12 protein-coding genes are annotated in these 13,719 nt (G+C 67.1%); 1 reads left to right on the top strand and 11 read right to left on the bottom strand.

From position 1 onward, the window contains the following. Positions 1-33 precede the first annotated feature (33 nt). Complete coding sequence (locus IWX65_RS05685; protein ID WP_196881479.1) at positions 34-789, top strand: haloacid dehalogenase type II; 756 nt, start codon at positions 34-36, stop codon at positions 787-789. Between the two features lie 208 nt (positions 790-997). On the opposite strand, the gene IWX65_RS05680 is transcribed toward IWX65_RS05685, so the two are convergent. From IWX65_RS05680 to IWX65_RS05630, 11 genes are all read right to left on the bottom strand, one after another. Next, the gene (locus tag IWX65_RS05680; RefSeq protein WP_196881478.1) at positions 998-1,717 is read right to left on the bottom strand and encodes a PIG-L deacetylase family protein; all 720 of its coding nucleotides are present in this window, start codon (positions 1,715-1,717) and stop codon (positions 998-1,000) included. 37 nt (positions 1,718-1,754) lie between these two features. Further along, positions 1,755-3,524, bottom strand: coding sequence for an IlvD/Edd family dehydratase (locus tag IWX65_RS05675; protein ID WP_196881477.1), 1,770 nt, complete (start codon positions 3,522-3,524; stop codon positions 1,755-1,757). Between the two features lie 55 nt (positions 3,525-3,579). Continuing rightward, positions 3,580-4,740, bottom strand: coding sequence for an acyl-CoA dehydrogenase family protein (locus IWX65_RS05670; protein WP_196881476.1), 1,161 nt, complete (start codon positions 4,738-4,740; stop codon positions 3,580-3,582). 4 nt (positions 4,741-4,744) lie between these two features. After that, a complete protein-coding gene (locus IWX65_RS05665; RefSeq protein WP_442859166.1) occupies positions 4,745-5,893 on the bottom strand; it encodes a CaiB/BaiF CoA transferase family protein in 1,149 nt (382 codons plus the stop codon). Between the two features lie 115 nt (positions 5,894-6,008). Beyond that, complete coding sequence (locus tag IWX65_RS05660) at positions 6,009-6,902, bottom strand: fumarylacetoacetate hydrolase family protein (RefSeq protein WP_196881474.1); 894 nt, start codon at positions 6,900-6,902, stop codon at positions 6,009-6,011. A 35-nt stretch (positions 6,903-6,937) separates the two neighbouring features. Beyond that, positions 6,938-7,711 carry an SDR family oxidoreductase gene (locus IWX65_RS05655; RefSeq protein WP_196881473.1) on the bottom strand — a complete coding sequence of 258 codons (774 nt, stop codon included), beginning with the start codon at positions 7,709-7,711 and terminating at the stop codon, positions 6,938-6,940. Beyond that, positions 7,711-8,616 carry a dihydrodipicolinate synthase family protein gene (locus IWX65_RS05650; RefSeq protein WP_196881472.1) on the bottom strand — a complete coding sequence of 302 codons (906 nt, stop codon included), beginning with the start codon at positions 8,614-8,616 and terminating at the stop codon, positions 7,711-7,713. Before IWX65_RS05650 ends, IWX65_RS05655 begins: the two co-directional genes overlap by 1 nt. Beyond that, the gene (locus IWX65_RS05645; protein ID WP_196881471.1) at positions 8,613-9,938 is read right to left on the bottom strand and encodes an MFS transporter; all 1,326 of its coding nucleotides are present in this window, start codon (positions 9,936-9,938) and stop codon (positions 8,613-8,615) included. Before IWX65_RS05645 ends, IWX65_RS05650 begins: the two co-directional genes overlap by 4 nt. Continuing rightward, entirely contained in the window at positions 9,935-12,166 is a 2,232-nt protein-coding gene (locus IWX65_RS05640; protein WP_196881470.1) for a TRAP transporter permease, read from the bottom strand. Before IWX65_RS05640 ends, IWX65_RS05645 begins: the two co-directional genes overlap by 4 nt. After that, on the bottom strand, positions 12,163-12,678 hold the full coding sequence (locus tag IWX65_RS05635; protein WP_196881469.1) for a hypothetical protein: 516 nt from the start codon (positions 12,676-12,678) through the stop codon (positions 12,163-12,165). The genes IWX65_RS05640 and IWX65_RS05635 overlap by 4 nt, the downstream gene beginning before the upstream one ends. A 6-nt stretch (positions 12,679-12,684) precedes the next feature. Further along, the gene (locus IWX65_RS05630) at positions 12,685-13,692 is read right to left on the bottom strand and encodes a TAXI family TRAP transporter solute-binding subunit (protein WP_196881468.1); all 1,008 of its coding nucleotides are present in this window, start codon (positions 13,690-13,692) and stop codon (positions 12,685-12,687) included. Positions 13,693-13,719: the final 27 nt, after the last annotated feature.

The raw sequence follows: 13,719 nt of genomic DNA, 5'->3' as shown, positions 1-13,719 counted from the left end.
GTATTGCAGTATTCGGCCCTCAGAAGGACATCCATGGCTTTCCGCCCCTTTGAATCCCCCTCTACCGGCAGGCAGATCCGGGCCGTCCTCTTTGACACGTTCGGCACGGTCGTGGACTGGCGGACGGGAGTTGTCCGGGAGGTAAGTACCTTCGCCGCTGCCCAGGGCCTGCACCTCGACGCCGAGCGATTCGCCGATGAGTGGCGGGGCCTCTATCAACCTGCCCTCGACTTGGTGCGATCGGGCGCCCGTCCCTTTGTCGTGCTGGATGAATTGCACCGCGAAAGTCTTGATCAGGTATTTCGAAGGCTCGGCGTCAGCCCTGAGCATCTCGGATCGGAAGCCGTCGAAGACCTGAACCGATCATGGCACCGCCTCCCTGCCTGGCCTGACAGTATTCCGGGGCTTACAGCTTTGCGGGCCGGGTACATCATCGGACCCTTGTCCAACGGAAATACGTCCCTGCTGGTGGATATGGCCAAATACACCGGATTGCCCTGGGATGTCATCATCGGCTCCGACATCACCCGCGCCTATAAACCCTCGCAGGAGGCCTACCTCCGGACAGCCGGATTTCTCGGGATGGACCCGGGTGAGCTGATGCTCGCGGCAGCGCACAACCAGGATCTTGAAGCTGCGCAACTGAACGGTCTGGCTACCGCCTTCATCACCCGCGGCACTGAATACGGACCACAGCAGACATCGGATAGAGGCCCTACGGGCGCCTGGGACCTCACCTCGGAAAGCATTACCGATCTGGCCGGACAGCTGGGCGTGGATCTGCCCTGAAGCTGCGGTTTCGGAGGAAACGGGTCGACAGCCCCATCTCCTTGTCCTGCAATGCAAAGGGGAAGGTGCCTCCTGCCCGCCCGCGGGCCGACAGGGGAACAGGGGCGGGGCGGAGGGTTGTTCCTCGGGTAGCCGGTGGCCCAGCGCGCGCCGGGTCGATCGGGGCACTTCGGTCCGCAGGAGTCCGTCGAGAACTGCAGCACTGCACTCAGAAGGAATACAGCTCGAATCCGACCCGTCGTTTCGCTGACTCGGCACCACCGGTCATGATGTCGATCTGCTGCCGGGCCTGTACCTCAACCGGCTCGTTGCTGAGTGCGCAGAGGTACTGCCGGTGTTCGGCGAGGGAAGCCACCGCGCGCTCAACGCTGTCGGCATCGACCTCCAGCCAATGGGTAGGCCTCGGTGAGGCGACGGCGACCCATTGGACGGGGTGCAGGATCAGGCCTTCGGCCTCGGCCAGCTCAGGGAAGATCCACTCGTTGGCGGCATCAGCTACGGCGTCGAGCACTGCCCGTCCGAGCTGGCGGTGATCCGAGGAGTTCCAGCGGCCGGGGCCCCATGTTTCCCCGAAGTTCAGGGTGATGATGCCGTCGGGCCGGTGCCGCCGGATGGCGCGGGCGATGTCCCTGCGCAGCTTGAGGGTGTTCTCGATCCGCCCGTCGGGATAGTCGAGGAAGGTCAGGTTCTCGACGCCCACCTGCTCGCAGGCCCGGCGCTGCTCGTCGAGCCGGACCATGGCGGCTTCCGCCGGGCTCATTCCGGCGATGCCGGCCTCTCCTCGGGTGGCCAGGAGGTAGGAGATATCCTTCCCGGCTCCCGTCCACTGTGCGACGGCGGCGGCAGTGCCGTACTCGGGATCATCGGGATGGGCCATGATCAGCAGGGCACGCTGCCAGTTCTCCGGCATTGCCTGGGGAGCATTCATGAAGATTCCCTTTCCGATCAGTATTTTTCCATCGATCCTACGGTGCCTTGAGCAACGATTGGGACCCTTCCGGGCGCGGCAGCTCAGTACTTTGCAGGAACCGGAAATCGCACCCTTCGTCGGCCTGCGTCACCTCCGACACATACAGCTTCCGGTAGCCGCGCTCCGCCGCGGGTGCCGGCGGCGGTCCCAGTGTTTCCTCACGCCGCGTCAGCTCGTCCTCGGGTACCTCGAGCTGGATCAGCCGGCGGCTCACGCTCAGGGTGATGGTGTCACCGGTCCGCACGAGCCGCAGCGGCCCCCCGACCGCCGACTCGGGCGTGACATGCAGGACGACGGCTCCGGCAGCGGTGCCGGACATGCGGCCGTCCGAGATGCGCACCATGTCCTTCACCCCCTGCGCCGCGAGTTTCCTCGGAATGGGAAGGTAACCGGCCTCCGGCATGCCGGGTGCGCCAACGGGCCCGATGTTCCGCAGCACGAGCACGTCCTCGGCGACGACGTCGAGGTCCTCGTCGTCGATCCGAGCCGCGAGATCCGCCGTGTCCTCGAACACCACAGCGCGCCCCGTATGCTCCAGCAGGTGCGCCGAAACAGCTGCCTGCTTGATGATGGCGCCCCCCGGCGCGAGGTTGCCCCGCAGGAACGCGAGGCTGCCCTCCGGGTAGACAGGGTTGGACAGCGGCCGCACGATGTCCTGCGGGAAGCCGGGGCCGGCGTCGTCGATCTCCTCGCCCAGGGTACGGCCGGTGACGGTGGGCACGTCCCGGTGGATGAGGTCTCCGAGTTCGCGCAGTACGGCCGGAACCCCGCCGGCGCGGTGGAAATCCTCCATGTAGTAGGCGCCCGAGGGTTTGAGGTCCACCAGTACGGGGGTCTCTACGCTCATCCGGTCCAGATCCTCCAGACTGAGACGGATCCCGAGACGCCCGGCCACGGCGGTGAGGTGGATGATCGCGTTGGTGGATCCGCCGATCGCCAGGAGCACCCGCAACCCGTTCTCGAAAGCCTCCTGGGTGAGGATGGTGCTCATCTCGGTACCGAGTTCGGCGAGCGCCACGGCCTGCGTCCCGGTCTGTTCCGCGATGCGCACGCGGTCGGCAGTGACTGCGGGCGGGCTGGCGCTACCGGGCAGGGCGATGCCCATGGCCTCGGTCAGGCACGCCATGGTGCTGGCCGTTCCCATGACCGAGCACGTGCCGACGCTTCCCACGAGCCTCGAATTGACGTCGTCGATCTCCTGTTGATCGATCTCGCCGCTCCGGAACTTCCCCCAGAAGGCCCGGCAATCGGTGCATGCACCCACGCGCTTCCCGCGGTGGCCGCCGGTGAGCATCGACCCCGTCACCAGGGTGATCGCGGGGACCCCCGCCGACGCCGCGCCCATCAGCTGCGCGGGAACCGTCTTGTCACAGCCTCCGATGAGGACGACGGCGTCCATGGGCTGGGCGCGGATCATCTCCTCGGTGTCCATGGACATGAGGTTGCGCAGGAACATGCTGGTGGGCTGCGAGAAGCTTTCGTGGAGCGAGATGGTGGGAAAGTCGATCGGCAGTCCGCCGGCCATCAGTACCCCGCGCTTCACCGCTTCGAGCAGTGCGGGCATATTACCGTGGCACGGATTGAAGCCGCTGCCCGTGTTGATGATGCCGATCACCGGCTTGTCCAGGGCGTCATCCGAGTAGCCGGCACCCTTGATGAATGCCTTGCGCAGGAACAGGGAGAACCCCGCGTCGCCGTAGCTCGTCAGGCCACGACGGATCCCGGTGGCGGGACCCGTCGAGGCTGCGGATTGACTTACCGGCACGCTGCCTGAAGGTGCTGCCTGGCCGGCGGGGGGGATGGACTCGTTCACGGCGGCGCTACCGGAAGGCCGGGATGCCGGTGATGTGGTTGCCGAGGATCAGCGTATGGACCTCGTCAGTCCCCTCGTAGGTGCGCACACTCTCGAGATTGTTGGCGTGGCGAAGGGGAGAGTAGTCGAGCGTGACGCCGTTGCCGCCGAGCATCGCGCGGGCTTCACGGCAGATCTCGATCGCCTCACGGCAGTTGTTCAGCTTGCCCACCGAGATCTGGTAGGGCTGCAGGGTTCCGGCGTCCTTGAGCCTTCCCACCTGCAGGGCCAGCAGCATTCCCTTGTTGATCTCGAGGGCCATGTTGACGAGTTTCTGCTGGGTGAGCTGGTAGCCGGCGAGCGGCCTGCCGAACTGCAGGCGTTCGCGGGAGTAGTCGAGCGCGGCAAAGTAGCTGTCGCGCGCGGCTCCCATGGCGCCCCAGATGATGCCGTAGCGGGCTTCGTTGAGGCACTCGAAGGGGCCGCGGAGTCCCTTGGCCTTCGGTAGCAGTGCTGTGCCGGGCAGGCGGATGTCGGTGAGTTCGATATCGCACTGGATGGAGGCCCGCATCGAGAGTTTCTGCACGATCGGGGTGGCCTTGAAGCCCGGGGTGTCCGTCGGCACCACGAAGCCACGGACGCCGTCGTCGGTATTGGCCCAGATGATCGCCACCTGTGCCACCGACGCCAGTCCGATCCAGCGCTTGCTGCCGTTCAGGACCCAGTCGTCGCCGTCGCGTCTGGCGAAGGTGAGCATGCTGCCGGGATCCGAACCGCCGGAGGGCTCGGTGAGGCCGAAGCAGCCGATTGCCGAGCCGGCCGCCATCTTCGGCAGCCATTCGTTCTTCTGCTCCTCCGAACCGTGCTTGGCGATGGCGCTCATGGCCAGGGAGCCCTGCACACTGACGAAGGTGCGCAGCCCGGAGTCGCCGGCCTCGAGTTCAAGTGCCGCCAGCCCGTACTCGACGGAGCTCCGCCCGGGGCAGCCGTAGCCCTTGATATGCATGCCGAGAAGCCCCAGCTCGGCCATGCGGGGCACGATCTCCAATGGGAATTCGGCGCGGTCGTACCAGCCGGCGATATTCGGTTTGATGGCAGTGTCCACGAAACTGCGCACGCGGTCGCGCAGTGCGCGTTCGTCGTCCGAGAGCAGGGCGTCGATTCCGAGGAGGTCCGAAGGGTCAGTCATGGGTCTACTTTCCGGTAACTGTGGTGATGAGTGACGGGTGGGGGTGTTCCGTGAAGGTTGCCCCGTTGTGCTCGCCGAGGAGCGGGGGTACACGCCGGTAGCTGGCCGGGGTCTCGGAGAGCCGGATGGGGTTGGCCACCTGGGAGCTGGTGCGGTTCGTCCCGGCATCCGCGATTTCGACGACGGGCGTGAGCCCGAGGTCGTCGGCGAGCTGGAGCGCCTCGGCGATCGAGTTGACCTTGCCGGCAGGAACACCCGCTGTACTGAGCAGGCGTGACCATTCGACGGCGCTTCGGGTGCCGAGTTGCTCCTCGAGCAGGGTCTTGAGTGCGCCGCGGTGCGCCACCCGGTTCGAGTTGCCGCGGAAACGGGGGTCGGTGGCGAGTTCCGGCACGCCGAGGACGCGCACCAGGGACTCGAACTGCCGATCGGTCCCGACGGCGACGGCCAGGGGGCTGTCGGCGGTCTGCAGGGTCTCGTAGGGGGCGATGCTGGGATGGGCGTTTCCCATCCGCTGTGGGGCTTCACCGGTGGCCAGCGTGCTCGAGGCCTGGTTGACCAGGCCGGAGAGCAGGGAGGACAGCAGGTTGACGTCGACCCGCTGGCCCCTCCCGGTAGTGTCCAGGGAGCGCAGCGCGGCAAGGATGCCCACCACCGCGTTCTGGCCGGTGACCACGTCCACCAGCGCCACGCCCACCTTGCTCGGTTCGGAGTCCTGCGAACCGGTGACGCTCATGAGCCCGCCCACCGCCTGCACGAGGAGGTCGTAGCCGGGCAGGTGGGCTCCACCGGCGCTGCCGAAGCCGGTGATGGAGCAGTACACCAGGTCCGGCCGCTGGGCAGAAAGGGTCTCGTAATCCAGCCCGAAGCGCTGCATGACGCCGGGCCGGAAGTTCTCGATGACGACGTCGGCCTCCAGCGCGATCCCGAGGGCCCGCGCCAATCCCTCCGGACTACGGAGATCGCAGACCACCGAGCGTTTGTTCCGGTTCACGCTGGAGAAGTAGGTGCCCACTCCGTGCTCGTCTACCGGGGGAACCCAGGAGCGGGTGTCATCTCCCTCAGGGCTCTCCACCTTCAGGACGTCCGCCCCGAAATCGGCGAGCATCATGGAGGCGAACGGTCCGGCGAGAACCCGTGAGAAATCCGCCACTTTCACACCCTCCAAGGGTCCGGGTGGCGGGCTGCCTGCTTGCCCTGAACCGGCCGGTGGCCTATCCGAATTCGTGCTCAACGAATTTCTCCTCCAAAAAAGTGTGCCTGCGGCCCTAGCTGGACGCGGTCACGGGGTTGCTGAGTACGCCGACGCCCGAGACACGGCATTCGGCGGTGTCGCCCGGAGTGACGTGGATGGCGCCGGGGGTTCCGGTGGAGATCATGTCGCCGGGGTACAACGGCATCACCTTGCTGTGGAAGCTGATCAGGTACGCGGGGTCGTAGCGCATACGGGACACCGTGTTGCTCCGCTTCACCTCGCCGTTGACCACTGTGGAAACCTCCATGTCGGCGAAGGTTCCGCTGCCCACTGCTTCGGCCAGCGGCACGATGCGGGGCCCGAAGGCGAAGAAGCCGGGGAAGTTCTTCGCGCGGGTGAGGAACCGAGGGTTGCGCTGCAGGATGTCCTCGGCCGTCTGGTCGAGCACGGGCACGACACCCACCAGGTAGTCCAGGGCGTCCTCGGGCTCGACGTTGCGGCAGTACCGGCCGATCACCACGGCCACCTCGGCCTCGGTGGTGGTGCGCTCGCTCTGTTCCGGAATGGGGATGGCTTCGCCGGGTCCGATGACGGTGTGGTCACCCTTGATGAAGGACGCCGGTTCTTCCGGTACGCCTTCAGAGAGATCTGAGGCGTGTTCCACATAGTTGAGTCCGATGCCCCAGAGCATGCGGGGATGACGGTAGGGGGCGCCGTAGGTGACTTCATCGGGACTGCTGAAGACGGCGTCGTCGGCCGTCTCCGCCGCAGCGTCGAGCTGCCCGAGGAGATCCCCGGTGAGGACGTCGAGGATGTCGCCGGTGAAGCCGGGAAGGAGGTCGGAAACCCGCGCCACACCGCGGCGGGGGTGCACGACGGCCGCCGTCTCGGTAATCCCGGAGGCACCGGGTGCGCCGGTCGTGGATTCGCCGCTGATCGAACAGAGGTGGAGGATGCTGGGAGCCATGAAGCTGCCCTTTCTAATCGGGGAAGAGGGGGGGTCTAGTAGGCGCGGACCATGCCGCCGTCGCACCGGATCTGTTCTCCGGTGACATACGACGCCGGCGCGCTCGCCAGGAAGGTGACGACGGCGGCGAATTCGGCCGGAGTGCCGTACCGGTGTGCGGGAATGCCGGCCTCGGAGGAAGCGCGTGCCTCGGCGGGCGTGGCGCCGGTCCGCTTGGCCGCGGCGGTGTCCAGCGATGCGACGCGATCGGTATCGATGCGGCCGGGGAGCACCATGTTGACTGTCACGCCCTCGGCGGCGACCTCGGCCGCCAGGGTCTTCAGGTACCCCGCGAGACCCGCACGGCCGATGTTCGAGAGCGCGAGGTTGGGCAGCGGCTGCTGCACTCCGCTGGATCCCACCGCCACGATGCGCCCCCAGCCCCGCTGCCGCATGCCGGGAAGAACGAGGGAGGTGAGCTGCAGGTGCTGGAGCAGCAACTGGTTGACGGCGGCGAGGGCCTGCACATCGGTGATGTCGGCAGCGCCGCCGGGAGGAGGGCCGCCATTGTTGAGGACCAGCACGTCGATCGGCCCGAAGGCGCGCTCGGCGGCCTCCACCAGCGCGGCCGGGGCACCGTCGTCGTTCAGGTCCATCGCGATTCCGACGGCGGAGGGCAGTCGTGCAGCTTCTGCCTGCACCACGTCCTCCCGCCGTGCGGCGAGCACGACGTTCGCTCCCTCGGCGGCGAGTGCCTGCGCAATCGCCAGGCCGATCCCGGAGCTTGCGCCGGGCACCAGAACGTTCTTTCCTGTCAGTCCTGTATCCATCAGGCGATCTCCATTCGTACTGCGTCGAGGTGTGCGTCGATCAGATCTGCGAGTTCACGCGGCAGCGCGGGAGCGGGAGGCCGCACCGACGAGTCAGCGATGATCCCACGGCGGCGCAGGATCTCCTTCCGGAGGGCGAGCCCGACGCCGGGCTGGCCCTCGAAGTTCGCCAGGGGCAACCATGGCGCGAAGGCACTGCGGGCACCGGCGAAGCCACCGTCGGCAAAGGCTGTCAGTGCGATCTGCAAACCTTCGGGATGGGAGAACCCGGTCATGGCGCCGGCTGCGCCCGCGGCCAGTTCGTCGAGCAGCCCCACGCCTCCCAGCCCGCCGTAGACGGGAATGTCCGTCGACCGGGTCAGCTTCGCGATGGCGGATGCGGTGGGAGGAGCCTCCGACTTCACGGCGACGAGAAAGTTGCACTGCCCCACGGTGCGAAGGATCTGCTCGGCGCTGATCTTCACGCCGGAGGCCACCGGATAGTCCTGCAGCACGATGCCCGCGCCGGTGGCTCGGTGGATGGCGGTCAGGTGGGCGGCCAGCACGTCCGGGTCGGCGGTGTTCGCCTGCACCATGAGGGCGGCCAGGTTGCTGCCGGCGGCCTCCACCGCGGTGAGGGCCTGCTCGATGGCGACGGCGGTGGTTCGGGCGGAAAGACCGACCACGAGCGGGGTGTTTCTCGCCTCGTCGGCGACGGTGCTGACGGCGAGGGCTTGTTCGGCCGCGGTCAGAGACGCTCCCTCGCCGAAGACACCGAGGACCACCATCCCGGTGGCCGGCAGTGCGGTGTAGAGCTGGACCTCGCGGCGGAGGGAGGCGGTGTCGACGGCGAGGTCCGCTCCGCTGAATGGCGTGGCCAGCACCCCCCAGAGTCCGGGGGAGAGGTGCGGAAGCTGTTCGGTCATAAAGACGTTCCTTTCATCGGTATTCCTTCGAAACTGGTGGTTCCAGGCGCGGTGGAGCCGCTTCCGGTGGCAGCGGCTGCTCCGGCTCCAGTGGTGTCCACGGGCACTGCGGACTCAGGGGCGACCTGCGGTGGAGTTGCCTCCGCCGCCGACCGAGATGCGCGAATGACCCGGCGGCCGAGCCGGAAGGTCGCGGCGGCAAGCAGGGCGACGACGGCGCCGGTCAGCCATGCGGTCCGGTAGGAGGTTGCGGCGACGAGGAAACCGAACAGCAGGGGGCCGGCGGCAGCACCGAGGGAGAGTCCGGTCTGGAGGACTCCGGTGGCGGACGCGGCGCCCTGCCGGTTGTCACGCACCACGGCGAAGTGGATGAGTCCGGGCCAGGTCCATCCCGCGGCGTAGGTCAGCAGTGCTCCGAGCACGAAAGCGGTGGAGGAACCGAAGGCGAGGAGGACATAGCCGGCCACGCCGAGGGTCAGCAGGTTGGCCACCAGGATGTAGGGGCTGCGCTGCGGATAACGGTCCATGGCGGCACCGAGCGCTATACGGATGAGGAGGCCCAGGAGTGCGGCACCGGCGAAGAGAAATCCCGCGGCACTGGGCGACATCCCGGATTCCACTGCGGAGTCGACGAGGAATACTCCCATGGAGGTGGCGGCAGCCGCAGCGAGGCCCGCGCCGATGGCCAGCAGCACGAGCCCGCGTCGGGGGGTCCCACGATCAGCGGGTGCTGCGGCGCCCGACGTCGGGGGAGGGGTTCCCTGTGCCTTCAGGCCGGCCCACACAGCCAGCGATACGGCGAGGACGACGCCCAGGGCGAAAGCGTAGCGCCAGCCGAGCACCAGGGCGATACCCGGAACCGCGAGGCCCCCGATCAGACCGGCGGCGGGGATGGAGCACTGCTTGATGCCCAAGGCCAGTCCGAGCCTGCCCGGACTGACCGCCCGCGAGATTCCGAGGTTCGCCGCCGGCTGGGCCAGGCCGTTGGCCAGCCCGCCCACCACGAGGGCCGCGATCAGGACGCCGAACGACGGCGCCAGGCCGGCTCCGCTGAGGGCGATCGCCGCCAGGACGGCCGAGGCGACCACCCCCTTTGCTGCTCCGATCCGCTGGACAAGCCGGCCGAGCCGCCGCGCGCAGATTCCGGAGACCGCGAACAGCGTGGCCGCCGCAATGCCCATTTCGGCGGGGCCGATGCCGAGGTCTGCCCGGATCTGCACGGCGAGGGCACCCACCAGGAACGCCGGCAGGACGCCGAGGGTAGTCACCGTGACGGCCTGGAGCAACGTGCCGCCCGCGCCGGGCGGCGGTGCGGAGGTCACGACGATTCGGCTCCTGTGCGGGGAGTTCCGTCGGCAGTGCCGGGAGCCTGGTTGCCGGGAACCCGGGCGCCGGTGGCGACGGCTGTGGCTCCTCCTGGAGTGGAATCGGCAGTGGGGGTTCCTGCCGATTCGTTCGGATGGTCCTTGCCGTGCATTTTGAGGCCGAGGAGGTGTACGAGGATTCCTACGGCGATGATGGCTGCTCCGACGCCGATGTACATCGGCTCCATGACCAGCATGGGCAGTGAGCCGATGCCGAGCAACACGCGTTCGGGCCAGCGGGCCGGGCCGAACAGCCATCCTCCGGTGGACACCGCGAGGGCACCCACGGCCAGGAGCGAGACGCTGAACGCCAGGGCGATGGTTCCGATGCCGCCCTGGAGGAGCAGCCCGACGCCGGGGCCGGAGAGCACGAAGATGAATGGTACGAGGAACGCCGAGAGTGTGTAGCGCCAGGTGAGCCACATGGTCTGGATCGGTTTGCCGCCGGTAATCGCGGAGGCTGCGAACGGCGAGAGCGCGGTGGGCGGGGAGACCTCGCTGAGCACCGAGTAGTAGAAGATGAACATCGCTGCGGCGTAGGCGGGTACCCCGACGTCCTGCAGGGCGGGTCCGATGATGACCCACGAGATAATGAAGCTCGCGGTCACGGGCACCGCAAGTCCCAGCAGGATCACTGAGATCGCCGAGAAGATCGCGGTCAGGAGCAGGCTCCCTCCGGCGAAGTCCACGATGATGTTGGCGAGTTTCAGGCCCAGCCCGGTGAGGGTCATGACGCCGACGATCAGGCCTGCTGCCGCCATGACGGGGATGACCGAGAGGGCACCGGTGGCGCCTGTGGCGAGGGCGTCGAAGATCCGGCGCGGTGTCATCCAGGAGGCGCGGTCGAGGAAGCTGAGGACGAACGCGAGGAAGGTGGCGTAGACGACGGCGCGGAACGGTGTCATGCCCATGGCCATGAACACCACGATGGCGGCGAGGGAACTGAAGTGGTAGCCGAAACGCAGGAGCAGTTTGCCCACCGGTTTGACGTCGAAGTCCACGGCCTTGGTCTTGAAGCGGCGTGCATCCATCTCGATGGCCAGGATGATGCCGAAGTAGTAGAGGACGGTGGGAATGGTGGCCCAGATCAGTACCTGGAGGTAGGAGACGCCCAGGAGCGCGGCGATGATGAAGGCTGCCGCTCCCAGGGTGGGAGGGGACATGATCGCACCGATGCCGGCGGCGGCGAGGATGGCGCCGCCGTGTTCCTTGGGGTAGCCGGCCTTGCGGAGCAACGGCCAGGAGATACCGCCGAGGGTCACCGTCGTCGCCACACCCGAGCCCGAGACCGTACCGAGGAGGAATCCGGCGAGGGTCACGGTGCGGCCCGGCCCGGACTTGGACTGGCCGAAGGCCGAGAAGGAGAGGTCGATGAAGAACTTGGTGGCACCCGATGCGCCGAGGACCGCGCCGTAGATGGTGAACAGGATGATGTAGGTTGCGGCCACGTCCGTGGGGACACCGAAGAGACCCTGCGTGCCCATGACGTTGTGGCCCACCAGCCGGACCCAGTCGAAGGACGAGGTGTTGAACGGGGCCGGTACCAGGGATCCGAAGGAGGCGTAGGCGAAGAATCCGAGCACCACCAGCGGCACCAGGATCCCGACCGTCCGGCGCGAGGCTTCGAGGGTCACGAGGATCGCGATCACGCCCATGATCAGGTCGAGGTAGGTCGGTGTGATGGCGCGTCGGAAGAAGCCGTCCCAGTCGGAGATGATGTAGAGGAACGGCACCAGCGCCACGACGGCCAGTGCCCAGTCCGCGATGCCGGGGTTGTCGCTCGATTTTTTGGTTTTCGCTGTCTCGGACCTGCCCCAGCCCCGGTAGACCAGGAAGGTCAGGGACAGACCGATCCCCAGGAACAGCGGCAGGTAGAACTGCGTGGCCATGGGGTTGAAGACCCAGTAGAGGGCCAGGAATGAAAGCCCTGCGCCGAAGATCTTGATCAGCAGCCCGGGAAGCCCGCTGAGGTGCCGCGCGGGCTTCTCGGCCTCGAACTCGGCGATCAATGCTTCCTCGTCGATGGTGTCTTCGCGCTCCAGCGGATTCACCGTGTCGTCGTCCTTCACCCTGGCAAGGCCCGCCTGCTCATAGGGATCAGGTGCCTTGTGTCCTGGGGCAGCGCCTGAGGCTGGGACGGTGGGGCGCGCTGCCACGGCGCCGTTGCCGTCGGGTCGCTCGGTCATGGTGTCTCCTCGAGATGTAATTCAACGAACGGGTTGCTGTCGTCAACCAGGGTCCAGAGTTCGAGCGGCGGGGCGCCCGGGACGTGCAGGGTGCGCTGCCCGAGGTCTGTTGCCGCGAGCGAAAGCTTTTCGAAGGCCGCGGGTCGTGCGGGGTCTGGTTCGACGACCCAGTTCCGACGATCGGATGCTCCGGCGGCCGTCGGAACGCCGGGAACTGCGTAATACTCCTCGAGCACTGCTAGCTGATCAGCGGCGATCTGGTCCAGTAGGTAGGTGCCGTTCGGTTGGACGGTGTAGCGCTCCTCGGCCAGGGTGCCGTAGAGGGAATTGCGGTAGCTCACCGAGAAGCTGTTTCCGGGAAGCGGGACGCTCGCCAGCTCGTCGTCGTCGCGGGTGATGCTGAGGGACACTCCCTGCGGGGCGGGGCCCGCCGGGTCCGCGAACGCGAACCCGCCACCTGCCAGCATGCAGAGGCATGCCAGGGAAACGACGACGACGGCCGGCTTGCGCATGGTGTCCTAGCCCGCTGCCTCGTCGAAGTAGGTCTGGGCGCCCGGGCACGTCTCCACGTAGGAGATGTCCGCTGCGGTGGCGGCATCGAGCTCTTCGGCCGCGGGGTGGACCTGGATGAGGGCTTCCTCGTTCTCGAAGATCGCCCTCGTGATGTCCTGCTGGAGCTGCTCGTCCATGGTGGGACTGGCAACCAGCAGGTTGGGTGAGGCGATGGCGGGAACGGCCTCGGTCTGGCCCTCGTAGGTGTTGGCCGGGATGTCCTCCGCAACGTAGTACTCACCGTATTCGGACGCCAGCGGCTCGGCGTATTCACCGATCGGCACCAGCACCATGTCGCCGTCGCTGGCGAGGTCGATCAGCGCACCCGTGGGGAGGCCTCCCGACCAGAACCCGGCGTCGATGGTGCCGTCGCGCAATGCGGCGACGGTCTCAGCGGCACCCAACTGGCGGCGCTCGACGCCACTTTCGGGGTCGATGCCCGCTGCCTCGAGGATGCGCAGCGCCGCGACCTCGGTGGCCGAGCCCGGCGCTCCGACGGAAATCACTTTTCCTGCCATGTCCTCGACGGACGCGATGCCGGTTCCGTCAACACTGACGGCCTGCATGAAGTTGTTGTAGATGTTGCCGAGCGAGCAGATTTCCTGGGGTTTGCCTTCGAATTCACCGACGCCCTCGACGGCATCGGCCACCACGTCGCCTACGGAGAAGGCGAGCTGTGCTGAGCCGTTCTCGATGAGGAGCATGTTGTCCACGGACGCGTTCGTTTCCTGGACGGTGGCGTCATAACCTTCGATGTTGTCACGGATCACGGTCGCGAACCCGCCGCCCAGTGGGTAGTAGACGCCGCCGGTGCCGCCCGTTGCTATGGAGAGCGAACCTCCGCCTCCTGCTTCCGCCTCGCCGCCTCCGCCTCCGGTGCTCGGTTCAGGGCTTCCGCAGGCCGACAGGAACAGGGCGGGGGCGATGAGTGCTGCTGCGCAGAGATGCTTCCGGCTTCGCTGTTTCGTGCTCATGGATTTTTTCCTTTGCTGTTGTAGATT

Source organism: Arthrobacter sp. CAN_A214, assembly GCF_015751955.1.
Classification (GTDB): Bacteria; Actinomycetota; Actinomycetes; order Actinomycetales; family Micrococcaceae; genus Arthrobacter_D.
Note: the sequence above shows the minus strand (reverse complement) of the source record. Positions and strands in the feature narration are given on the sequence as shown.